At 72.2% G+C, this 21,341-nt stretch carries 21 protein-coding genes; 9 read left to right on the plus strand and 12 right to left on the minus strand.

What is annotated here, in order from left to right:
• The first annotated feature begins 45 nt into the window (after positions 1-45).
• Positions 46-438, plus strand: coding sequence for a GNAT family N-acetyltransferase (locus ACNF49_RS35305; RefSeq protein WP_482940277.1), 393 nt, complete (start codon positions 46-48; stop codon positions 436-438).
• Between the two features lie 75 nt (positions 439-513).
• On the opposite strand, the gene ACNF49_RS35310 is transcribed toward ACNF49_RS35305, so the two are convergent.
• Positions 514-1,722: an acyl-CoA dehydrogenase family protein gene (locus ACNF49_RS35310; RefSeq protein ID WP_482940278.1), complete on the minus strand. Its 1,209-nt coding sequence runs from the start codon at positions 1,720-1,722 to the stop codon at positions 514-516.
• 140 nt (positions 1,723-1,862) lie between these two features.
• Between ACNF49_RS35310 and ACNF49_RS35315 the strand changes: the two genes are divergently transcribed.
• The gene (locus ACNF49_RS35315) at positions 1,863-3,059 is read left to right on the plus strand and encodes an MCE family protein (RefSeq protein ID WP_482940279.1); all 1,197 of its coding nucleotides are present in this window, start codon (positions 1,863-1,865) and stop codon (positions 3,057-3,059) included.
• 183 nt (positions 3,060-3,242) lie between these two features.
• On the opposite strand, the gene ACNF49_RS35320 is transcribed toward ACNF49_RS35315, so the two are convergent.
• Positions 3,243-4,445 carry an MFS transporter gene (locus ACNF49_RS35320; RefSeq protein ID WP_482940280.1) on the minus strand — a complete coding sequence of 401 codons (1,203 nt, stop codon included), beginning with the start codon at positions 4,443-4,445 and terminating at the stop codon, positions 3,243-3,245.
• An 87-nt stretch (positions 4,446-4,532) separates the two neighbouring features.
• Between ACNF49_RS35320 and ACNF49_RS35325 the strand changes: the two genes are divergently transcribed.
• Complete coding sequence (locus ACNF49_RS35325) at positions 4,533-5,105, plus strand: TetR/AcrR family transcriptional regulator (protein ID WP_357969380.1); 573 nt, start codon at positions 4,533-4,535, stop codon at positions 5,103-5,105.
• 129 nt (positions 5,106-5,234) lie between these two features.
• Here the strand turns inward: ACNF49_RS35325 and ACNF49_RS35330 are convergent, their stop codons facing one another.
• Together ACNF49_RS35330 and ACNF49_RS35335 are read right to left on the minus strand one after the other, a co-directional pair.
• Positions 5,235-6,185 (minus strand): glucosyl-3-phosphoglycerate synthase, encoded by a 951-nt coding sequence (locus ACNF49_RS35330; protein ID WP_482940281.1) that lies wholly within the window; start codon positions 6,183-6,185, stop codon positions 5,235-5,237.
• Between the two features lie 34 nt (positions 6,186-6,219).
• Positions 6,220-7,692 (minus strand): helix-turn-helix domain-containing protein, encoded by a 1,473-nt coding sequence (locus tag ACNF49_RS35335; RefSeq protein ID WP_352351541.1) that lies wholly within the window; start codon positions 7,690-7,692, stop codon positions 6,220-6,222.
• A 267-nt stretch (positions 7,693-7,959) separates the two neighbouring features.
• On the opposite strand from ACNF49_RS35335, the gene aceA reads away from it, so the two are divergent.
• Positions 7,960-9,246: an isocitrate lyase gene (gene aceA, locus ACNF49_RS35340; protein ID WP_482940282.1), complete on the plus strand. Its 1,287-nt coding sequence runs from the start codon at positions 7,960-7,962 to the stop codon at positions 9,244-9,246.
• Positions 9,247-9,377: 131 nt separating this feature from the next.
• Here aceA and ACNF49_RS35345 read toward each other — a convergent pair whose 3' ends face one another.
• The 4 genes from ACNF49_RS35345 to ACNF49_RS35360 form a co-directional block, all read right to left on the minus strand.
• A complete protein-coding gene (locus ACNF49_RS35345; RefSeq protein WP_357969371.1) occupies positions 9,378-9,731 on the minus strand; it encodes a hypothetical protein in 354 nt (117 codons plus the stop codon).
• 73 nt (positions 9,732-9,804) lie between these two features.
• Positions 9,805-11,337 carry a serine/threonine-protein kinase gene (locus ACNF49_RS35350; RefSeq protein ID WP_482940283.1) on the minus strand — a complete coding sequence of 511 codons (1,533 nt, stop codon included), beginning with the start codon at positions 11,335-11,337 and terminating at the stop codon, positions 9,805-9,807.
• A gap of 221 nt (positions 11,338-11,558) precedes the next feature.
• Complete coding sequence (locus tag ACNF49_RS35355; RefSeq protein WP_357969365.1) at positions 11,559-12,395, minus strand: siderophore-interacting protein; 837 nt, start codon at positions 12,393-12,395, stop codon at positions 11,559-11,561.
• Between the two features lie 148 nt (positions 12,396-12,543).
• A complete protein-coding gene (locus ACNF49_RS35360) occupies positions 12,544-13,521 on the minus strand; it encodes an alpha/beta hydrolase (protein WP_482940284.1) in 978 nt (325 codons plus the stop codon).
• A gap of 365 nt (positions 13,522-13,886) precedes the next feature.
• On the opposite strand from ACNF49_RS35360, the gene ACNF49_RS35365 reads away from it, so the two are divergent.
• Genes ACNF49_RS35365 through ACNF49_RS35375 form a run of 3 tightly spaced genes read left to right on the plus strand, consistent with a single transcriptional unit; the run spans position 13,887 to position 16,109 of the window.
• Positions 13,887-14,582 (plus strand): ABC transporter permease, encoded by a 696-nt coding sequence (locus tag ACNF49_RS35365; RefSeq protein WP_357969359.1) that lies wholly within the window; start codon positions 13,887-13,889, stop codon positions 14,580-14,582.
• Complete coding sequence (locus ACNF49_RS35370) at positions 14,575-15,363, plus strand: ABC transporter permease (protein WP_482940285.1); 789 nt, start codon at positions 14,575-14,577, stop codon at positions 15,361-15,363. The genes ACNF49_RS35365 and ACNF49_RS35370 overlap by 8 nt, the downstream gene beginning before the upstream one ends.
• A 2-nt stretch (positions 15,364-15,365) precedes the next feature.
• On the plus strand, positions 15,366-16,109 hold the full coding sequence (locus ACNF49_RS35375; RefSeq protein WP_357969353.1) for an ABC transporter ATP-binding protein: 744 nt from the start codon (positions 15,366-15,368) through the stop codon (positions 16,107-16,109).
• Here the strand turns inward: ACNF49_RS35375 and ACNF49_RS35380 are convergent.
• Positions 16,103-16,585, minus strand: a complete 483-nt coding sequence (locus tag ACNF49_RS35380) for a hypothetical protein (RefSeq protein ID WP_482940286.1) — start codon at positions 16,583-16,585, stop codon at positions 16,103-16,105. The two genes, ACNF49_RS35375 and ACNF49_RS35380, sit on opposite strands and share 7 nt — an antisense overlap.
• 141 nt (positions 16,586-16,726) lie before the next feature.
• Here ACNF49_RS35380 and ACNF49_RS35385 point away from each other — a divergent pair, with 141 nt between their 5' ends.
• Complete coding sequence (locus ACNF49_RS35385; RefSeq protein ID WP_482940287.1) at positions 16,727-17,263, plus strand: MFS transporter; 537 nt, start codon at positions 16,727-16,729, stop codon at positions 17,261-17,263.
• A gap of 49 nt (positions 17,264-17,312) precedes the next feature.
• A complete protein-coding gene (locus ACNF49_RS35390) occupies positions 17,313-18,044 on the plus strand; it encodes a YcnI family copper-binding membrane protein (protein ID WP_482940288.1) in 732 nt (243 codons plus the stop codon).
• Positions 18,045-18,102: 58 nt separating this feature from the next.
• Here the strand turns inward: ACNF49_RS35390 and ACNF49_RS35395 are convergent, their stop codons facing one another.
• Genes ACNF49_RS35395 through ACNF49_RS35405 form a run of 3 tightly spaced genes read right to left on the minus strand, consistent with a single transcriptional unit; the run spans position 18,103 to position 21,300 of the window.
• Complete coding sequence (locus tag ACNF49_RS35395; protein ID WP_482940289.1) at positions 18,103-19,110, minus strand: ABC transporter permease; 1,008 nt, start codon at positions 19,108-19,110, stop codon at positions 18,103-18,105.
• 49 nt (positions 19,111-19,159) lie between these two features.
• Positions 19,160-20,137, minus strand: a complete 978-nt coding sequence (locus tag ACNF49_RS35400; RefSeq protein ID WP_357969344.1) for an ABC transporter ATP-binding protein — start codon at positions 20,135-20,137, stop codon at positions 19,160-19,162.
• Positions 20,134-21,300: a LolA family protein gene (locus ACNF49_RS35405; protein WP_482940290.1), complete on the minus strand. Its 1,167-nt coding sequence runs from the start codon at positions 21,298-21,300 to the stop codon at positions 20,134-20,136. Before ACNF49_RS35405 ends, ACNF49_RS35400 begins: the two co-directional genes overlap by 4 nt.
• Positions 21,301-21,341 lie beyond the last annotated feature (41 nt).

The raw sequence follows: 21,341 nt of genomic DNA on the forward strand, positions 1-21,341 counted from the left end.
CGGCAACTCCCCCACCCACGACGCACGCCCGAAGACGCCGCCGTCGTGCACGACCTCATCCGCGGTCTGGCCGAACACCAAGGCCAGGCCTCGGCCATCACCGTAGGCGTCGAGGATCTGGAGCGGATGCTCGCCCGCCCGGAGATCACCTACCTGATCGCCGAGCGCAGCGGCCGGGCCATCGGCTACGTCTCCTGGCTGGAGCGCATCAGCTTCTGGTCCGGCCAGGACCACCTCGCCCTGGACGACCTGTACGTGACCGGCGCCGAACGCGGCAACGGCGTGGGCGAACGGCTGATGCAAGCCGCGGCCGAAACCGCCGACGGCAAGGTGATCCGCTGGGAGGTGACCGAAGCCAACGTCGCTGCGCAACGCTTCTACACCCGCGTCGGCGCGACCCTCACCTCCAAGAAGATCTGTCGCTGGCAACCGAAGTGACCCCTACTTCACCGCACATCGCGCTGGCCTGCAGCCCGATACCTTCGACGCCCACGAAGGCCGAAACAGACATCCTCAGCGGACCTGCAGGCCGGTGACGGCGCGGCCGATGATGAGGCGCTGGATCTCCGACGTCCCCTCGAAAATGGTGTAGATCTTGGCGTCGCGGTGGAAGCGTTCCACCGGGTGTTCCCGGGTGTAGCCGGCGCCGCCGAGGATCTGGATCGCCTGCTCGGTCACCCACACCGCCGTCTCGCCCGCCACCAGCTTCGACATCGACCCCTCGGCCTGCTCGAACGGCCTGCCGTTGCGGGCCATCCAGGCCGCCCGCCAGGTCAGCAGGCGGGCCACGTCGACGCGGGTCGCCATGTCGGCGAGCAGGAACGCGATCGCCTGGTTGTCGCCGATCCTGCGGCCGAACTGCTCGCGTTCGCGGGCGTAGTCCCTGGCGTACTCGAAGCCCGCGCGGGCGATGCCGACGGCCATCGCCGCGACCGACGGGCGGGTGGTCTCGAACGTGCGCATCGCGGCCTGCTCGCCGGCGCGTTCGCCGTTGCGGACCCTGGCCAGGCGGGCGTCCAGCTTCTCCTTGCCGCCCAGCAGGCACGAGCCCGGCACGCGCACGTCCTCCAGGATCACCTCTGCGGTGTGCGAGGCGCGAATGCCGTGCTTGCGGAACTTCTGCCCCATCGACAGGCCGGGCGTGCCGGGCGGGACGACGAAGCTGGCCTGCCCGCGGGTGCCCAGGGACGGGTCCACCGAGGCGACGACCACGTGCACGTCGGCGATGCCGCCGTTCGTGGCCCAGGTCTTGACGCCGTTCAGCACCCAGTCGCCGTTGTCGTGGACGGCACGGGTGCGGATGGCGCCGATGTCGGAGCCGGCGTCGGGCTCGGAGGCGCAGAAGGCGCCCAGCTTGACGTCGTTCTCCGTGCCGAACATCTGGGGCAGCCACTCCCCCAGCTGTTCGGGGGTGCCGTTCGCGGACAGCGCGGCGGCGGCCAGGCCGGTGCCGACGATGGACAGGCCGATGCCGGCGTCCCCCCAGAAGATCTCCTCGAACGCCACCGGCAGGGCCAGGCCGCTCTGCTCGAACCATTGGGTGGCGAAGAAGTCCAGCGAGTACAGGCCGATCTTGGCGGCCTCCTGGATCACGGGCCAGGGGGTTTCCTCGCGCTCGTCCCATTCTGCGCCCGCGGGGCGGATCACGTCGCGGGCGAACGCGTGGACCCAGTCACGTACCTCGATCACGTCGTCACTGAGCTCCGGACAGAACCCGGTCATCGCGTCCACTCCCTGGCCGTTCCATTGTTACCGTCGGTAACACCCTACCGGCGAGTAGGGCTTGGCCGGAAGGTGCGACGGTCCGGCGACTCACGGTAATGTTCTGGTCACCGTTCGCCCATGTCGATCGAGGAAGGCCGATGGACCGCCGGCTCGCCGCACTTCTCGCCGTCCTCGCGCTGGCGGCGGCGTATCTGCTGCTCAGGCCGGTCGCGGGCGTCCGCGCCGTCGCCTACTTCGACGCCGCCGTGGGGCTGTATCCGGGTTCCGACGTGCGCGTACTCGGGGTGCGGGTCGGGCGCGTCACCGCGGTCAGCCCGGCGGGCGCCCAGGTCCGGGTGGAGCTGGCGCTCGACGCCGGGCGCAAGGTCCCGGCCGGCGCGCAGGCGGTCATCGTGGCGCGGTCGCTGATCGCCGACCGGTTCGTGCAGCTCACGCCGCCGTACCGGGGCGGGCCCGTGCTCCAGGACGGCGGCACGCTGGGCCGGACGCGCTCGCCGGTGGAGATCGACGAGGCGTTACGCGGCTACGACCAGCTCGCCGCGGCCCTCGCCCCACCGGTTTCGCCCGGCCCTGATTCGCCTCAGGCCGGGCCCCCACGGCCCGGTTCCTCTCGGCCAGGGTCGGGTGGGGTGGCGGCGGACGAGCGTGGGGCGCTGGCGCGGTTGTTGCGGGTCTCGGCGGGGACGTTCGGCGGGCAGGGCGAGACGGTGGGGGCCACCGTGCGAGGTCTGTCCGACGCGGCTTCCGTGCTGGCCGGCGACGGCGACGACCTGGCGCAGACCGTCCGCGACCTGGCCACGATCACCGGGGCGATGGCCCGCGACGACGCGCGGATCCGGGCGTTCATGAAGGACCTGGCGGGCGTGTCGGCGCAGCTCGACGGCGAGCGCGAGGAACTGCGCGCGGTGCTGGGCCAGCTGTCCTCCACGCTCACGCAGGTCGCCGACTTCGTCGAGGACAACAGGGGTGAGATCGCCGCAAACACCCGCGATCTCGCCCACCTCACCGCCCTGCTGGTACGTCAGCGCGCGTCCATCGGCACGTTCCTCGACACCGCGCCGCTCGCCCTGAACAACGCGAACAACGCCTACGACCCCGTGAGCGCGACGTTCCGGGCCCGGTTCAACCTCAACGGCCAGACCGACGACGTCGCGATGTGGTTGTGCTCGCTGGCCCACTCCATGGACGGCGGGCGCGAGTCGCTGCTCGGCGCGCTCAACCCGCTGGCACGGGCGCTCAATGACACGGTGGCCATCGACACGTCATGGCTGCTGCCCGATGTGCATGTCGACCGCCCCGACCTGTCGCTCGGCGGCCTCGTCACAACCTGCTGACCGCATCCCGCAGACCGGCCCCCACCAGACGCCGAACGGCGATGCCGGTCCAGCGTCCGATGGGGGCCTGGCGGAGGCAGGTCGAGGTCGGGTGGCGGATCGAGGGGCCGCGCCGGTCGGCCTCTGGTGAGGGCCGGTAGGTGGGGGCGGGTCAGTGGCCCGGCGAGGGCCCGGAGGTGGGGGTCAGTGGGTGGTGAGGGTCCGGCGGCGGGTGGAGGTGAGGACGGCCAGGGCGGCCATGCCCATGCCGATCGCCAGGCCGTACACCAGCGGGGTGAACCCGCCGAAGGCGGCCGCGAGCTGCGGGCCGACGCTGCCGCCGACGGCGAGGGCGAAGGAGAACAGGGCGAGTGCCGTGCCACGGGCCGGTCCGGCCTGGGCGGAGATGGCCTCGTTCATGCTGGGCAGGCCGCCGGTGATGGCGGCGACGTAGACGGCCAGCAGGAGCACCAGGCCGAGGGCGCCGGCCCCGCTGAACGCGACGGCCGCCAGGGCGAGCGCGCCCACGGCCAGGAACGCGGCGGCCCTGGCCGTGGTGGGGATCCGGGCCAGCCACGGCATGAGCACCGGCATCAGCACGATCGAGGGCAGCCCGGAGGCACGCAACGTGAGCAGGTCGGCGGAGGACGTGCCGCCGTAGATCTGCAACCCGGTGTAGACGGCGACGAACCCCGCCATCAGCATGACCGTGGCCAGGTAGCGCAGCGCGAGCACCCGGTCGAACAGCAGGCCGGGCACCGCGCGGTAGGCCGACAGCAGCGACCCGGCCGCCTCGCGCGGCAGGTCGGGCAGCATGACGGCGCGCAGGCCGAGCCCGGCGAGGGCGAAACCGGCGGCCGACAGCAGGAACAGCCCCCGCCAGCCGATCATCTCGACCAGCACCTGCGCGGCGACCTGCAACAACACAGCCGAGGCCAGGAAGGCACCCGTCACCGCGGCGATGGCGATCACTCGGCGCCGCGGCTCAAGCCGTTCGGCCAGGTAGGCCATGCCGGCGGGCGGGAACATCGCCACGGCCACCCCCTGCAGGGCACGCAACACGAGGGCCACCTCGACGTTCGGGCTCAACGCCACCAACGCGCTGGTCAACGCGGCAAGCGGCAGACCGGCCATCAGGAGGCGGCGGCGGCCGTACCGGTCAGAAAGGGGGCCGAACACCAGGAACCCGACGCCGTAGCCGGCGCCGAACGCGGTGACCAGCCAGGTCAGGCCGCCGGGCGAGGTGTGCCAGCCGGTCACCATGTCGTGCAGCAGGGGGATGACGATGTACAACTGGCCGCTGCACAGGACCGCGGTGAGGGTGAACGCCAAGAGGGTGCGGCCGAAGCGGGCGTAATCGGTACGGACTGCCGGAGCGGCCTCCGTACGGGGAAGCGTGAGTGCCATGGCAGAGGACGGTAGCCAACCAACCAGTTGGACGTCAACTAGTTAGTTGGTTTTCAACCAACTAGTTGTTGGTGGCAGAATGGTGGCATGTCACCCAAGGTCTCGACCGCCGCCACCCGGGCCGCCCTGCTGGAGGCCGCCCGCGAGGAGTTCGCCGCGTACGGCGTGGCGGGCGCGCGTGTGGATCGCATCGCGGAGCGCGCCGGCGTCAACAAAGAGCGCATCTACGGGCATTTCGGCAACAAGGAGAAGTTGTTCGACGCCGTCATCAACGAGGCGCTCGACGACCTGACGTCGCAGATCGCCCTGCCCGGCGCCGATCCCGTCGACTACGTGGCCCGGCTGACCGACTACTACCGGCGCCATCCCGACCTGGTCCGGCTGCTCATGTGGGAGGCGCTCAACTACCGAGGCCAGGAGCTGCTGCCCGGCCAGGAGGCCAGGGTCGAGCGGTGCGCGCGCAAGGCGGCCTCGCTGGCCGAAGGGCGCGGCGAGGAGCCGTCGAAGGCGACGTCGCGCATGCTGTTCATGCTGACCGGGCTCGCCCTGTTCCCGTCGATGATGCCGCAGCTCGGGCGGATCATACTGGGCGACGCCGCCGAGGACCACGACGCCATCCGCGACCAGATCGGCGCCTTCGTGACAGCAGCCCTCAAGTAGGACCTCATGGCCCGCCAACTCCAGGGCCGGCCACGGGGGTCGCCACGGCAAGCCAGTCACCCCGGGCCCGCCACAAGGGACGGCGAAACCATCCAACGAGGGCCGAGCGCGGCAGGCCAGGCGGGACCGTTACGGAGGCGGGTCGAAGGTGGTGGGGTGGGTCAGGGTGAGCATCGGGGGGCGTTCGCCGATGGCGATCTGGCGGGTCAGCACGTCGTGGCCGCCCTCGCACCGCCGGAACTGGGCCAGTTCCACCCCCGGCACATGACGGGCCTCGATCTTCCCCTGGCGCCGCAGCCGCGACCACGCGGCCAGCATGATTTGGGCCGCCATCCCCCCGAGCGCCTCCGTGGACTGCGGGGCGTGCTCGCGCGACCCCAGGTCCACCTGGGCCAGGCCGTCGAGCCCGGCCAGGTCCAGCAGGTCGATGAGCAGGCCGAGCTCCACCCCGTACCCGGTCAGGAACGGCACGCGTTCCAGGGCCGAGCGGCGGCCGGCGTACTCTCCGGCGAGGGGTTGCACGAACCCGGCCAGTTCGGGCCAGTGCAGGTTGATCAGCGGGCGGGCGACGAGCTCGGTGACGCGGCCGCCGCCGTTGGGTGCGCCGTTCAGCGGACGGTCGTAGCAGCCCTTGGTGTAGGCGACGGTGGGATCGGTGAGCAGCGGGCCGAGCACCCCGGCGACCAGCGAGGCGCGGAAGTGCCTGATGTCGGCGTCGGCGAAGGCCACCACGTCGCCGGAGGTGACCGCCAGCGACTTCCACAGCGCCTCGCCCTTGCCCTCCAGCGGCGCGAGCTCGGGCAGGATGTCGCGCTGGGCGTGCACGGCGGCCCCGGCCCGCGCCGCCACCCGCGCGGTGTCGTCGGCCGAGCACGAGTCGATGACGACGATCTCGTCCACGAGTCCGTCCAGCTCGCGCCGGATCACCTGGACGATCTCGCCCACGGTCTCCCGCTCGTCGCGGGCCGGCAGGACCACGCTCACCGTGGTGCCCCCCTTGGCCGCCACGAGGTCGCGCAGCGGCCAGTCCGCGGCGCACGACGTTCGGCGATGCCACCATTTCCGCACATCAGGCAGCATGTGCGACACCTCCCCCGTTCCCCCGCTTGTCAGCTTATGCGAGGGTCGCGTGACGCTCCAGGAAGGTATAGACGTCCGCCTCGTCCACACCCGGGAACGACCCGGGCGGCAGGGCGGCCAGGATGTGCGAGTTGGCCCGCGCGGACGGCCAGGCGTAGCCCTCCCAGCGTTCGGCCAGCTCAGCGGGCGGACGGCGGCAGCAGTCGCCGTTGGGGCAGCTGGACTTGGTGCGATTGGTGGTCTCCCGGCCCCGGAACCACCGCGACTCCCGGTACGGCACCCCCAGCGTGATCGCGAAGTCCCGTTCCCGCGAGGGATCGACGTGCGCGACGCAGAAATAGGTGCCGGTGGGCGAGTCGGAATACTGGTAGAACACCGAGAACCGGTCGGGCGAGGCGAACACCTGCCGCCCCGACCACTGCAGGCACATCCGTTGCCCCTCGATGGCCCCCTGTTCGTCGGCGGGGAAGACGATGCCGTCGTTCTCGTACGCCTTGTAGATGGTGCCACCGGCGTCGTTGCGCACGAAGTGGCAGACGAGGCCCAGGTGGTGGGTGGCCAGGTTGGTGAAGCGGTGGGCGGCCATCTCGTAGGAGACGGCGAACACGTCCCGCAGGTCCTCCACCGACAGCGCCCGCGCCGCCTTGGCCTCCTGGAGGTAGGGGGCGGCGGCCCGTTCCGGCACGAGCACGGCGGCGGCGAAGTAGTTGGCCTCGGTGCGCTGGCGCAGGAAGTCGGCGAAGTCGCGCGGTTTGCCGTGGCCGAGCGCGAGGTGCCCGAGCGTCTGGAGCAGGATCGTGCGCGGGGTGTGCATGCCGAGCTGCTCGTGTTTGACGTAGATGCGCCGGTTGCGTAGGTCGGTGATGGAACGCACCGACCGCGGCAGGTCCTGGGCGGTGTGGACGGTGTAGCCGAAGTGCGTGACCAGGCCCTGGATCGTGCTCTGGGACAGGGCTCCGGTGCGGTAGCCGACGGCGTCGAGGGCCTCGGCCGCGGCCTTCTCGATGTCGGGGAAGTAGTTGCCCACCTCGCGCTGCCTGCGCCGCAGCTCGGCGTTGGCGGCCCTGGCCTCCTCGGGGGTGGCGGTGCCGCGGGCCTGCCGGGCGCGCAGCTCGCCGTACAGGCCGAGCAGGTGTTCCAGGACGTCGTTGGGCACGCGCGCGGAGACCTTGAGCCGGGGCAGGCCGAGACCGGCGTAGATGGGGTCGCGCTGCGCCTCCTCCAGCGCGATCTCCAGCTGGGCGCGCCGGTTGGGCGGCTGGCGGCGCAGCAGCTCCTCGACGGGGACGCCCAGCGCGGTCGCCAGGGACTTGAGCAGCGAGAGCTTGGGCTCGCGCTTGCCGTTCTCGAGCAGCGACAGCTGGCTGGGCGCCCTGCTGACGCGCGAGCCCAGATCCGACAGGGTGAGGCCGCGCTGTTTGCGCAGGTGGCGCAGACGCTGGCCGAACGCGATCAGATCGAGCTCCTGCGTCAAAGACAGCGGTTCTTCGCCTAGCAGGGACGCCATACAGGCATCTTAGACAGAAATTCGGCCCATTTTCTAGCCTTTGGGCACTCAGGGCGCGTCGCAGCGCGACGCGAGAGCCGCGTGCGGTTCGGGATGAGGATTGGTCTAGGCCAACAGGAAAACTTGCGATTTCTTCTCATCTGAATACCCACAAGTAATGCACGCACTGGAAATTTTGACGGTTCTTCTCAGCCCTGAAGCCTATTGACCCGCGGCCTCCGGGCAGATCATCGACGTGAGCCCCAGGGGACGACAAAGGAGCGAACGATGAACGATCGCCTCAAGGGAGCTGCGGAGCAGCTGCAGGACAAGTGGCAGAACGACCCTCGCTGGGCGGGCGTCGAGCGCACGTACAGCGCGCAGGACGTGATCCGGTTGCGGGGCAGCGTCCAGGAGGAGCACACGCTGGCCCGGCTCGGCGCCGAGCGTCTCTGGGACCTGCTGCACACCGAGGACTACGTCAACGCCCTCGGCGCGCTGACCGGCAACCAGGCCGTCCAGCAGGTGAAGGCCGGGCTGAAGGCGATCTACCTGTCCGGCTGGCAGGTGGCCGCGGACGCCAACCTCGGCGGCCAGACGTACCCGGACCAGAGCCTCTACCCGGCCAACTCCGTGCCCGCCGTCGTGCGCCGCATCAACAACGCGCTGCTGCGCGCCGACCAGATCACCTGGTCGGAGGGCGTGCCGGACGCGCCGCACTGGCTGGCGCCGATCGTGGCCGACGCCGAGGCCGGGTTCGGCGGCGTGCTGAACGCGTTCGAGCTGATGAAGGGCATGATCGCGGCCGGCGCCGCGGGCGTGCACTGGGAGGACCAGCTCGCCTCCGAGAAGAAGTGCGGCCACCTGGGCGGCAAGGTGCTGATCCCGACCGGCCAGCACATCAAGACGCTCAACGCCGCGCGGCTGGCCGCCGACGTGTGCGGCGTCCCCTCACTGATCGTCGCGCGGACCGACGCACAGGCCGCGACGCTCCTGACCAGTGACGTGGACCCGCGCGACCAGGCCTTCACCACCGGCGAGCGCACCGCCGAGGGCTTCTACCGGGTGCGCAACGGCGTGGACTCCTGCATCGCCCGCGGCCTGGCCTACGCCCCCTACTCCGACCTGCTGTGGATGGAGACCGGCACGCCGGACCTGGACGTGGCCCGCGAGTTCGCCGAGGCGATCAAGGCCCGCTACCCGGACCAGATGCTCGCCTACAACTGCTCGCCGTCGTTCAACTGGAAGCAGCACCTGGACGACTCCACGATCGCCAAGTTCCAGCGCGAGCTGGGGCACATGGGATACAAGTTCCAGTTCATCACGCTGGCCGGGTTCCACTCGCTGAACTACTCGATGTTCGACCTCGCCCAGGGGTACGCCGCCGACGGCATGACGGCCTACGTCGAGCTCCAGGAGGCCGAGTTCGCCGCCGAGGCGCGCGGGTACACCGCGACCAGGCACCAGCGCGAGGTCGGCACCGGCTACTTCGACCTGGTCAGCACGGCCGTCGCGCCCGACTCCTCGACGACCGCGCTCAAGGGCTCCACCGAGGAGGAGCAGTTCCACCACTGATCTCCTGATCTCGCCGGCCACCTCCAGGGCATGGGATGGTTCCCCCGGCGAAGGGCCGCGCCGGCTCCCCCAGCCCGGCGCGGCCCCTTTTCATGCCCCTCTTTCACGCCCCTTCGAGGCCCGCCGTGCGCTCAGCCGCCCTCCCGGGCCCACGACGGCAGGTCCTGCCGCTCGGTGATGTCGCGGACGAGCTGGGCGTGCGCGTCCTCGGCCTGCTGCCTGGTGGACCAGTGCAGGCTGAGCACTTCCTGGCCGCCCGTCCCCGGGTCGGCGCCGGGCGGCGACAGGCGCACGGTCGACTCGAACAGCAGCGGCACCGTCCCGCCGTCGGCCTGGTCGAGCACCAAATGCAGGGTGCGGATGCGGAACGTTCCCGCGGCGGTGCCGACGCGGTCGTCGCCGATCGTGCGCCGGGCGCGGTCGGCCAGCAGCTCCTGCGCCCGCGCCGGGCTGATGGGGTTGCCCTCTATGTCGTAGTAGCTCATGTACGGCCTCGCTCTCGGGTGCGGGAGGGTGACCACGCTTCACCCGCTCACCTCGATCATGAGGCATGCGCGGTCAGGACGCTCCGGTGGCCGTCGGGGTGGCCGGGCCCGAGACGGTGGGGCCGGGCGACTCGCCGGGGCCGTCCTGGGGGATCGTGCTGATCGAGCCCGACGGCCGCGGGCAGTCGCGGCGGGCCGCGCCTCCGCGGTGGCGGCCCGCCGGACCGGCGCACGGACCGGGCTCCGCGCCGCCCGGATCGCCCGGTCCGGACGTGCCGGACGGGCGCGCGGGGCGGGACGGGCCGGACCGGCGGAAGTCGTCGGGCCGCCGGTCGGGTTCGGGCGTGAGGATCGCAAAGTGCCCGCCCGGCGTGCGGGAACGCGTGACGGAGAGCACCGGCGTGGCCGCGCTCTTTGGGGGCGCCACGTGGACGGGCGACCGGATGCCGGCGGGGGTCGCCGTGGGCCGCTCGGTCGCGCGGGCGCCGTCCTGCGGCTGCACGACCGCGGGCTCGGGCAGCAGCGAGCCGCCGCCGAGGCTCAGAGCGTCCCCGCCCGAGGCCGCGATCACGGTGACCGCCGCGATCGAGACCGTGGCCAGCGCGGCGAAACCGGCGTGCGACAGGTGCGCCCCGGCCTTCTCCCTGCTCCTGCGCCTGCTCCTGCGCTCGGAGCTGCCCGGTTCCGCCGCCGGCGTGACCGGGCGGGCCGCCCCGCCGCCCGCCCGGCAGGGCACCTCGGCCCAGCTCCCGTCCAGCACGTCGCGGACCGCCCGGCGCAGGTCCCACGGATCGCCCACGCCTCCGGACGCCAGCAGCGCCCGCAGCAGGTCGGCCGATCCGGGACGGGAACCCGGGTCCTTGGCCAGCGCCGCCTCCACGGCCGGGCGCAGCAGGGCGGGCACGCCGTCGAGGCGCGGCGGGTCGAACAGGATGCGCCGGGTCAGCACGTCCGCCTCGCCGCCGCCGAACGGGTGGTGGCCGCTCGCCGCGTAGGCCACCAGGCAGCCCCAGGCGAACACGTCCGAGGCGGGCAGGGCGGGGCCGCCGGTCAGCCGTTCGGGCGCCACCCAGCCGGGGCTGCCCATGACCTGGCCGGCCTGGGTGTGGGCGGCGAGAGTGTCCACGTCGCGGGCGATGCCGAAGTCGATGACCCGCGGCCCCCCGGGCGACAGCAGCACGTTGCCGGGCTTGAGGTCGCGGTGCACCAGACCGGCCTCGTGCACGGCGACGAGCGCGGCCGCCACCCCGAGGGCCACGCCGTAGGCGAGGTCGGGCGTGAGCGCTCCCCCGGCCTTGACCACCTGGGACAGCGCGGGCCCCGGGATGTACTCGGTGACCAGGTACGGACGGTCGTCCTCGGCGCCGTCCTCGATGACGGCGGCGGTGCAGAAGGGCACCAATCTCCGCGAGAAAGCCACTTCCTCGGCGAAACGCGCCCGCAACGTGGCATCGTGGAGATGCACCGGGTGCGGCGTCTTGAGCGCGACCAGGCCCCCTTGCGGGTGTTCGGCAAGGTACACCACGCCCATCCCGCCCGACCCCAGGCGGCCGAGGAGAAGGTACCGGCCGATGACGACCGGGTCGCCCACCGTAAGCGGTCGCACGCCAGGAGGCATGTCGCTCGCACCACGCGCCATCCGGGTCTCGCCTCTCCTGTGGGGGACACGGCAAGGCACACTGTGGCGGCATCCGGGGGCCCTTTCCGCATGTCTTGCGCAAGGGGTATCGCAGGTAAGGCGTTCGTGCCCGGAGGGTTAGTAAGTGCTGGGATGGAACGTTCTGAAGTGGCTTTTGGTGGTTGGCGGGCTTCCGTCCGGAGAAGGGGTCAGGAGGCCAGGGCGCGCGCCTCGTCGGCCTCGACCTCGCGGTTCCAGTCGTTCTTGACCGCCCGCCAGGCCTCGTCGTCCACGCCGATGCGCCAGTAGCCGGAGATGGACAGCCGCTCCATCGGCACGCCCCGCTCCAGTCGCAGGTGGCGGCGGAGCTCCTTGACGAAGCCGGCCTCGCCGTGGACGAACGCGTGCACGTCCCCCTCGGGGAACTCCAGCGCGCGCACCGCCTCCACCAGCGCCTGGCCGACGGGCCGCGCGCCCCGGTACAGCCAGGTGATCCGCGCGTCGGCGGCCGTGCCGAGCTTCAGCTCGTCACCGGGGCCGTCCACCTCCAGCAGGACGTGGGCGAGGGCGCCGTCGGGCAGCGCCTCCAGGGAGGCGGCGATGGCCGGCAGCGCGCTCTCGTCGCCCACCAGCAGATGCCAGCCGGCCTCGGGATCGGGCGCGTAGCCGCCGCCGGGGCCCAGCATCAGCACGACGTCGCCGGGCTCGGCCGCGGCGGCCCACGGCCCGGCCAGGCCCTTGTGGCCGTGGTGGACGAAGTCGAGGGTCAGCTCAAGGGCGTCGGGATCCCAGGCGCGCACGGTGTAGGTGCGCAGGCGCGGCCAGAGCTCGCGCGGCATGGTCTCGCGCACGTGCTTGACGCTGAAGGGCTCGGGGTAGTCCACGCCCTCGTGCGGGAAGACGAGCTTCACGTAATGGTCGGTGAGGCCGCGGCAGGCGAAGTCACGCAGGCCGTCGCCGCCGACCACGATGCGGATCATGTGCGGGGAGAGCCGCTCGGTCCGCAGGACGACGCCCCGATGGTGATCCGTGGGCTTGTCAGCCATCACTTCAGCCCCCATGTGTTAGTTAGGTATACCTAACCTTACAGCGGGATTGACGGCCATGGCCACCGCAACGCCTCGACGCCTTCCCCGGCGCGCAACCCCAAACTGCGACATGTCAGCACAAGCTACCCCGACACAGCAGGCCCAGTCAGGCCGCCGCCGAATCCCCTCGCCGCGCCGCACGGGCCGCGACGGCCTCCAGGAACGCCGACATGTGCCGGAAGACCAGCCGCGCCTCCGGCAGGACGTCGGCCAGGATCGGGAACGCGTGCGGCATGCGCCGCCACTCCTCGTACCGCACCGGCACCCCGGCCTCCCGGGCCCGCTCGGCCACCCGGCGGGCCTCGTCCCGCAGCACCTCCGTGGAGCCGGTGACGATCATCAGCGGCGGCAGGCCGGTGAAGTCGCCGTGCACCGGCGAGACGAGCGGGTCCCACGGGTCGAGCCCGCAGGTCCAGTGGCGGGCCAGCCATCGCACCCGGCCCGCCGGCAACATGGGGTCGTGCCAGCGGTTGGCGCGGCGCGGGATGTCGGTCAGATCCGTCCACGGCGACAGGCAGATCGCGGCGGCGGGCGTCGGCAGGCCGCGGTCGCGCAGCGCCAGCAGGGTCGCCAGCGTCAGATGGCCGCCCGCCGAGTCCCCGGCGATGACGATGTCCTCGGGGGCGTGCCCGTTGCGCATCAGGCACTCGTAGGCGTCCAGCGCGTCGGCCAGGGAGTCGGCCAGCGGGTGCACCGGCCCCTGCCGGTAGTCCAACGCGAGGACCGGCCGCCGGGCCACGGCCGACAACCGCCAGGTGATGGGCCGGTGGGTACGCGGCGAGCAGGAGAAGTAGCCGCCGCCGTGGAAGTAGAGCAGCGCCTTGCGCTCGTCCACCCTCTGGCCGGCGCGGACCCATTCGCCGCCGCAGTCCGGCCCCTCGGCGGGCGCGACGACGGCGTGCTCGGGCAGGCGCAGCGGCATCAGCCGGGCCAGCTCGCCCAGGCGGGCCGCGCCCATCAGGGCCAGCGGATGACGCATCAGCACCGTGGAGGCGGGCTTCAGGGTGCCCCACATGACCGAGGTCAGGGCCCTGGCCTGCCAGCTCAAGGGGTAGTCGGGTGCCACGTCCTTGTTGATGCGCATGACGGTCCTCCACCCCTTTTCTTCCCGGAACGTCACGGCTCTACCGGCCAGTAAGGATCTCGTCCCTGACACGAATATTCCGCCCTTGTACGACCCTGGGGATATGCCGGGACATTCGGGGACTCCGCTCCACCTGGGCGGCCCCGCGGTTCGGATATCGCGTTGCGGACCGCTGACCCACCGGCGGATAATTCCAGGCTTCCGCCAAGGCGGACCCGTGCGCGACCCCCGACACGGTCCGTGACCGCGTCCTCACTCCCGGGAGGTGAGCCATCATTCCCCTCTACGCCCGCCTCGTCCGGTACGGCTTCCGCAAGCACGCCGTCTACATCTGGGCCGCGCTCGCCGGCGCGTTCACCAACAGCGTGTTCGGCGTCCTGCGCGCCTACGTCCTCATCGCCCTGTGGCAGGCCCGCCCCGGCCTGGCCGGCTACGACGTCACCGACGCCGTCACCTACTGCTTCGTCACCCAGGCCCTCATCGGCCCGATGATGCTGTTCGGCGGCGGCCTGGCCATCCCCGAGCGCATCCGCACCGGCGACATCGCGCTCGACCTCGTCCGCCCCGCCTCGCTCCAGCTCTGGTCGCTGGCCGAAGACCTGGGCCGGGCCGCTTACCTGCTCCTGGTGCGCAGCCTCCCGCCGCTGCTGCTGGGCGCGGCCCTGTTCGGCATCACCACCCCCGCCTCCCCGGCCCGATGGGCGGCGGCCCTGACCGGCTGCCTCGTCGGCGTGCTCATCAGCTTCGGCTGGCGCTACCTCGTCGCGCTGTCGGTCTGCTGGCTCGCCGACGACCGCGGCGTGGCCGTCGTGTCCCTGGTCCTGACGACGTTCTTCAGCGGCATGATGCTCCCCCTCCACCTGTTCCCCGGCCCGCTGGGCGAGGTGGTCAGGGCCCTGCCGTGGGCCTCCATGGTCCAGGCGCCCGCCGACCTCTACCTCGGCAGGGCCCCCGTGGGGCGGACGCTCGCCCTCCAGGCGTTCTGGGCGGCGACGCTGTTCGCGCTCGGCCTGCTGGCCACCCGCGCCGTCCGCCACAAGGTGGTGATCCAGGGTGGTTAGGACGTACTTCCTGCTGGCCTGGACCTGGACCCGCGCCGCGGCCGCCTACCGCCTCTCCTTCGCCCTGATGATCGTGTTCGGCCTGGTCACGGGGGCGATCGACGTCGCGGCCATCCTCGTCGTCTTCGCCAACACCACCACCCTGGCCGGCTTCACCCGCGAGGAGGTGCTGTTCCTGTACGGCGCCTCCGCCGTCTCCTTCACCGTCTGCGACACCTTCGTCAGCAACCTCGACCGCCTCAGCCAGCACATCAAGGCCGGCACGCTCGACACGATCCTCATCCGCCCGGCCGCCGCCTGGATCCAGATCGCCGCCGACCGCTTCGCGCCCACCAGGATCGGCCGCGTCGTCCAGGCCGTGGCCGTGCTCGCCTACGCCGTCGCCGCCCTCGGCCTCGACTGGCGGCGGGCCTGGATGATCCCCGTCATGATCGTCACCGGCATCGTCATCTTCACCGCGCTCTGGACGCTCGCCGGCGCGCTGCAGTTCGCGCTGACCGACGCCCCGGAGGTGGTCAACACCTTCACCTACGGCACCCACCAGCTCAGCCAGTACCCCCTCAGCGTCTACGCCCGCGACCTGGTCCGCGGCGTCACGTACGTACTGCCCCTGGCCTTCGTCAACTGGCAGCCCGGCCTCTACGTCCTGGGCCGGGACGACCCGTTCGGCACGCCCGGGTTCATGCGGTTCCTCGGACCGGCCGCCGCGCTGGTCCTCGCCCTGGCCGCCGCGTCGGCCTGGCGGCAGGGCATCAGGCACTACCGATCGACGGGGAGTTAGCGATGATCGAGCTGCGACGGGCGGGACGCTCGTTCAAGGTCAGACGCACGGTCGTGCACGCCGTGCGCGACCTGTCGTTCACCGTGCCGGCCGGCGAGTTCGTCGGCTACCTCGGGCCCAACGGCGCGGGCAAGTCCACCACGATCAAGATGTTGTGCGGCATCCTCACCCCCACCACCGGCTCCGTGCGGGTGGCCGGGCTCGACCCCTCCCGCCGGCGCACCACGCTCGCCCGACGGATCGGCGTGGTGTTCGGCCAGCGGACGACCCTGTGGTGGGACCTGCCGCTCAAGGACAGCTTCGAACTGGTCCGACACCTTTACAAAGTAGATCGTGCGACCTTCCGGGTCCGGCTGGCCGAGCTGACCGAGACCCTCGACCTCGGCTCCTTCCTGCGCACCCCGGTGCGTCAGCTCAGCCTGGGGCAGCGCATGCGCGGCGACCTGGCCGCGGCGCTGCTGCACGCCCCCGACGTGCTGGTGCTGGACGAGCCGACCATCGGCCTCGACGTGGTCAGCAAGGCGAGCATCCGCGGCTTCCTGAAGCGGCAGAACGCCGAGCGCGGCACGACCGTGCTGCTGACCACGCACGACCTCGGCGACATCGAGCGCCTGTGCCGCCGGATCATGCTGATCGACCACGGCCGGCTGGCCTTCGACGGGACGCTCGCCGAGCTCATGGCCACGGCGCCGGAGCAGGCCACCATCGAGGACGTGGTGACCCGGCTCTACACCGGCACTCAGTAGTAGCCGCCCTCCTGCGTGGTCTCGTAGTCGTCCTCGTCGAGGTCGTCGTGCGGGCGCGACCAGCGGGAGGGCATCAGCACGGGGATGAACAGGACCACGCCGAGCAGGGCCAGCACGCCCGTGGTGAGCAGAACCTTGTCGCCCGCGCCGGCGTCCAGGACGATCCGGTGGACCGACGGCTGGTCGGGAATGAGGGACAGCGCCCTGCCGGTGTCCAGGGCGTAGACGACCGTCCAGGCCAGCAGCACCATCGAGGGCACGAACGTGGCCAGCGGCGAGATCCGGCCGGCCACGACGAGGCCGACGACGAGCCCGACCGCGGCCATGGCGCCGAGGGCGATCCACATCTTCTGGTTGTCGGGCGGCGGCGGCGTGATCGCCGCACTGGCGAGGGCCTGCTGCACGGCCCATCCGCCACCCCCGAGGACGGCCGCCGTGACCACGACGCCGATGAGCAATCCTGCTAAGTGCCGCAACGTTCTCACCTCAAATGTCAACGCGAATGTCAACGCGCTCGGCACGACCCTAGCGACAAATGCCATTTCCGGACCAGGCATCAACCCGCTCGGAAGTTAGGGGTCTCATGCGACGGAGCCTCGTGAGACCATGTGGCACACATGCGTGCGCGACTTCCCCTCCGGCTCGCGCGGACGGCCGCCTTCGCCGCCGTCTGCGTGACCCTCGCTGCCCTCGCCCACGTGGCGGGCGGCGGTGGGCGTCCGGGGCCGTGGGCGGCGGCGCTGGGCCTGGCGGCGGTCTCCGGCCTGGGGCTGGCGCTGTCCGGCAGGGAGCGCTCGGCGCCGCTGATCAACATCGTGCTGGGTGTGACGCAGTTCGGCCTGCACGAGCTGTTCGCGGGCGGCAGCCCGTCCTCCTACGTCTTCGAGCACGGCCACGGCCAGGGGCTGGCCGTCAACGCGGGCATGCTGCTCGCGCACCTCACGGCGACCCTGATGACCGGCTGGTGGCTGTCGCGCGGCGAGATCGTGCTGTGGTCGCTGCTGCGCCGGCTCGGGTTGCGGCTCGTGCCGCCGCTGCTCGCGGTCGTGCCCGCGGTGCGGCCGGGCGTTCCGGTCGTGCACACCAGGGTGGTCCCCCCGCAGCCGGGGTTCCGGCACCGGGTGGCCAGGCGTGGTCCTCCACTTCCCGCCTGACCTGCTGACACCCGTAGACCCCTGTCATTTTCCGAAGTGGAGTTCCGCCATGTCCTTCGTCCGTCGTGCGGCGACCGTGCTCGCCGCCGCCACCGCCCTCACCGCCGGTCTGGCGCTGCCCGCGCTGGCCCACGTCTCCATCAACCCGGGCACCGCCGAGCAGGGCGGGTTCACCAAGGTCGCCTTCCGGGTGCCCAACGAGCGTGACAACGCCTCGACGACCAAGGTCCAGGTCAGCTTCCCCACCGACCATCCGCTGGCGTTCGTGTCGGTCAAGCCCGTGCCGGGCTGGGACGTCAAGGTCACCGAGGGCAAGCTGCCCAAGCCGGTCAAGACCGAGTACGGCGACCTGGAGGAGGCCGTCACCACGGTCGTGTGGTCCGGCGGCAAGATCAACCCGGGTGAGTTCCAGGAGTTCGAGGTGTCCATGGGCCAGTTGCCCAAGGACGTCGACTCGCTGACGTTCCCGACGAAGCAGACGTACTCCGGCGGCGAGGTGGTCGACTGGGCCGACGCGCCCAAGTCCGACGGCACCGAGGCCGAGCACCCCGCTCCCACGCTGAAGCTCGTCCCGGCCTCCGGCGACGACGAGCACTCCGCCGCGAGCGCGCCGGCCTCGGCCGCCCCGGCCGCCGCCACGGGCCCGTCGGTGGCGCCGGTGGCGGCCTCCTCGGCCTCCTCCTCCGACGGCACGGCCCGCCTGCTGGGCGGCGCCGGGCTGGTCGTCGGCGTCATCGGCGTCGTCGTCGGCGCCCTGGGCCTGCGCCGCCGGGCGGCCTGACCCCGCGACGCGGCGTCCCCGGCCGGGCACCTCGCCCGGCCGGGGACGCGCCTCCCGGTCAGGACGTGATGTCCTTGCCGGAGAAGCGCGCCCAAGCGATCGAGCAGAACAGCACGATGTAGGCGCCGAAGGCCAGCAGCCCGTCCCGCAGCGCCGACAGCTCCATCGGGCTGCGCAGCACCGCGTCGAAGCTGGTGAACCTGGTCGGCAGCAGGTACGGCGTCACCGCGCTCAGCTCGGGGAAGGCCCGCAGCACCTGGCAGACGACCACCAGCACGAGCGTGGCGGCCACCGCCCCGATGGACACCTCGGTGAACGTCGACAGCGCCAGCGCGACGGCCGCCAGCGCCGCCATGCCGGCCCCGACGTAGCCGACGGCGATGAGGATGCGCAGCAGCCCCTCGCCCATGGAGATCGTCGTGCCCGACAGCAGCGTCACCGGCCCGGCCGGGAACAGGATCAGCCCGGTTACCAGCGCCGACAGCGCCACCACCGCCGTGACGGCGTAGGCGAAGACGACCGCGTTGAGGTATTTGACGGCCAGCAGGCGGGTGCGTCCCGCAGGCGCGGCCAGCAGGTAGCGCAGGGTGCCGCCGCCCGCCTCCCCGGCCACCGAGTCGCCCGCGACCACGCTGACGGCGACCGGCATCAGCAGCAGCACGAGGAACGAGAACGCGACGAACGTGAGCATGAGGCTGTTGCCCGCCACGCTCTGGATGAACCCGCCCATCCCATCGCGGTCGTCGCCGCCGAACGCGCGCAGGGCGAGGCCGAGGACGGCCGGCACGGAGGCGAGCACGGCCAGCATCACCAGGTTGCGCGGCCGGCGGAAGGTCAGGCCCAGCTCCGAGCCGAGCAGCCGCCAGAACGCCCACCGCGCCCGCCGCGGGCCGTCGGCGGCGTCCGTCCCGGCGCCCTGCGCCGGGCCCGCCGCGGCCCCGGCGTCCCTGGCCGGGTCCGGGTCCGGTGTGCGCCGCTCCACGGTGCGCAGCGTCTCGGTCACGGGCACCAGGCCGGGCATGCGGCCACCGGACCGGCCGTCCCGCGTCTCGGTTGCGGGTGTCACGGTTGCGTGTGTCCCGGTTGCGTGTGTCCCAGCGTCCGGCGCCGAGGTCTCAGCCGTCGACATCGAAGCCCTCCCCCGTCAGTCCGACGAAAACGTCCTCCAGGCTCGGCCGCAGCACGGCCAGCCCCCGTACGGCGACCCCCTCGCCGACCAGCGCGGCGTTGATCCGCTCCGGCGCGTCGCCGCCCAGCTCGGCCGTCACGTCGGCGTCGCCGCGCCGCACGTCGGCCAGCCCCAGCCCGCCGAGCACCCGCGCGGCGTCGGCCACGTCGGGCGTCTCGACCCGGACGCGCGTGGCCAGGCCGCCGTTCAGCGAGGCGATCGTGCCCTGGGCGGCCAGCTTGCCGGTCCGCATGATCGCCGCGTGCGTGCACATCTGCTCGACCTCGGCCAGCAGGTGCGAGGAGACGAAGACGGTGGTGCCGCCGGCGGCGATGTCCTTGACCAGCGCGCGCACCTCGCGGGTGCCCTGCGGGTCGAGGCCGTTGGTCGGCTCGTCCAGGACGAGCAGCTCGCGCGGGCCGAGCAGCGCGGCGGCGATGGCCAGGCGCTGGCGCATGCCGAGCGAATAGTTGCGGTAGCGCTTGCCGGCCGCGGCCGACAGGCCCACCCGGTCGAGCGCGGCGGCGACGCGCGCCCGCGCGGTGCGGCGCACGGCGGTGGGGTCGGCGGCGTCGAAACGCATCAGGTTGGCCTCGCCCGACAGGTACGGGTAGAACGCCGGCCCCTCCACCACCGCCCCCACCCGGGGCAGCGCCCGCGGCAGCGGCAGCCCGAGCAGGGAGTGCTCCCCCTCGGTGGGCGCGATGAGGCCCAGCAGCATGCGGATGGTCGTGGTCTTGCCCGAGCCGTTGGGCCCGAGGAAGCCGAAGACCGAGCCGCGCGGCACCGCCAGGTCGAGCGCGTCCACGGCCACCTGGCCGCCGCGGAAGCGCTTGGTCAGGCCACGCGTGACGATGGCGTGCTCCCCGGAGGGCGGGGCCGCCCCGAAGGGCGCCCCCGCTTCCTGCGTGACGGCGGTGGTCACCTGACGCCCGCCGCCTGGGTGATCTCCTCCGGGGTGACCGCGCCGACCAGCAGGCGGCCGTCGTCGGTCAGCAGGACGGTGACGAGCTTGGTCTTGATCAGCCGGCCCGAGCCCCACGTGCCGCTCACCGGCGTGGCCGACTTCAGCACGGTGTCGGCCAGCGCCCCCACGTCGGCCTTCGAGCCGTCGCCGGGCGTCGAGCCGCCGTCGCCCGCCGCCGGCCGGTCGGCCGCCTTCAGGTCCTCCGGCTTGAACGGCAGGACGGCCACGGTCGTCCACCCGTCGCCGACGACCTTGAGCTCGCCCGCGACCCTCTCGGCCTGCTCGGCGTGCTGCTCGGCGCGCTTGGCGTCGCCCAGCTCGCTGAGGTCCTTCTCCTCCACCTTGGCGCCCGCGGGCGGGGTGAAGGCGAAGTTCTCCGGGGCCGGGGGCGTGAACGTCACCTGGGTGAAGCCGACCTGGAAGGCCGGTTCGGCCGAGCCCTTGGCGTAGACCTGGACCTGGAGCGGGACGTAGGTCTCGCCGTCGAGCGCGAGCCGCACCTCCTGCACCAGCGAGCCCTCGTCCTTGGGGGCGAGGACGAGCTGGTAGACCGGCCGGCCGGCCACCTCCGCGGTGTTGATCACCCGGACCGCGGTGTGCTCGTCGGCCTTGGCCAGCAGCTTCTCGGCCACCTGCGGCGGCGTCAACTGGGTCGGCGGCGTGCTGGGCAGCTTGTGCTCCTGGCCCGTGCCGGGCTTGATGGTCAACCGGGTCGCGGTGTTGGTGGCGCTCTGCCAGTACCAGCCCTGCTCGCCGTTGACGATCAGGTTGGTCTCGTTCAACTGGGTCGGCATGGCCACCCGGAACCGGTCGGCGCCGCCGTACCAGACCTTGATCTCGTGCGAGCCGGACAGCAGGCTCAGCGGCGACTCGCCACCGGTCTGGGGCAGCGACGGCAGGCCGAGCGAGGCCGTCTGCTGCACCGTGCCGGACATGGGCGGCAGGCCGCCCCCCTTGCTCGTCGCCGCCACGGCGTCGGCCAGCAGCTGCTGGGCCGAACGCTCGGGCAGGACGGGCTCGCCGCTGACCGCCGCGATGACCGGTCCGGCTCCGATCGCGCCACCGATCAGCGCCGCCGCGGCGATCGGGACTCCCCACCTCACGAACGTGCCTCTGCGCATCTCACTCCTTAACGGTATGTCGATGACCAGAGCCTGCGGCA

The sequence above is a fragment of the Actinomadura sp. ATCC 39365 genome (genome assembly GCF_054392275.1).

Excerpts from the sequence above, each read along its gene's own strand:
- ACNF49_RS35310 (WP_482940278.1), bottom strand. The coding sequence starts at position 1,722 with ATGACCGGGTTCTGTCCGGAGCTCAGTGACGACGTGATCGAGGTACGT.
- ACNF49_RS35315 (WP_482940279.1), top strand. The coding sequence starts at position 1,863 with ATGGACCGCCGGCTCGCCGCACTTCTCGCCGTCCTCGCGCTGGCGGCG.
- ACNF49_RS35320 (WP_482940280.1), bottom strand. The coding sequence starts at position 4,445 with ATGGCACTCACGCTTCCCCGTACGGAGGCCGCTCCGGCAGTCCGTACC.
- ACNF49_RS35325 (WP_357969380.1), top strand. The coding sequence starts at position 4,533 with ATGTCACCCAAGGTCTCGACCGCCGCCACCCGGGCCGCCCTGCTGGAG.
- ACNF49_RS35330 (WP_482940281.1), bottom strand. The coding sequence starts at position 6,185 with ATGCTGCCTGATGTGCGGAAATGGTGGCATCGCCGAACGTCGTGCGCC.
- ACNF49_RS35335 (WP_352351541.1), bottom strand. The coding sequence starts at position 7,692 with ATGGCGTCCCTGCTAGGCGAAGAACCGCTGTCTTTGACGCAGGAGCTC.
- aceA (WP_482940282.1), top strand. The coding sequence starts at position 7,960 with ATGAACGATCGCCTCAAGGGAGCTGCGGAGCAGCTGCAGGACAAGTGG.
- ACNF49_RS35345 (WP_357969371.1), bottom strand. The coding sequence starts at position 9,731 with ATGAGCTACTACGACATAGAGGGCAACCCCATCAGCCCGGCGCGGGCG.
- ACNF49_RS35355 (WP_357969365.1), bottom strand. The coding sequence starts at position 12,395 with ATGGCTGACAAGCCCACGGATCACCATCGGGGCGTCGTCCTGCGGACC.
- ACNF49_RS35360 (WP_482940284.1), bottom strand. The coding sequence starts at position 13,521 with ATGCGCATCAACAAGGACGTGGCACCCGACTACCCCTTGAGCTGGCAG.
- ACNF49_RS35375 (WP_357969353.1), top strand. The coding sequence starts at position 15,366 with ATGATCGAGCTGCGACGGGCGGGACGCTCGTTCAAGGTCAGACGCACG.
- ACNF49_RS35385 (WP_482940287.1), top strand. The coding sequence starts at position 16,727 with ATGCGTGCGCGACTTCCCCTCCGGCTCGCGCGGACGGCCGCCTTCGCC.
- ACNF49_RS35390 (WP_482940288.1), top strand. The coding sequence starts at position 17,313 with ATGTCCTTCGTCCGTCGTGCGGCGACCGTGCTCGCCGCCGCCACCGCC.
- ACNF49_RS35405 (WP_482940290.1), bottom strand. The coding sequence starts at position 21,300 with ATGCGCAGAGGCACGTTCGTGAGGTGGGGAGTCCCGATCGCCGCGGCG.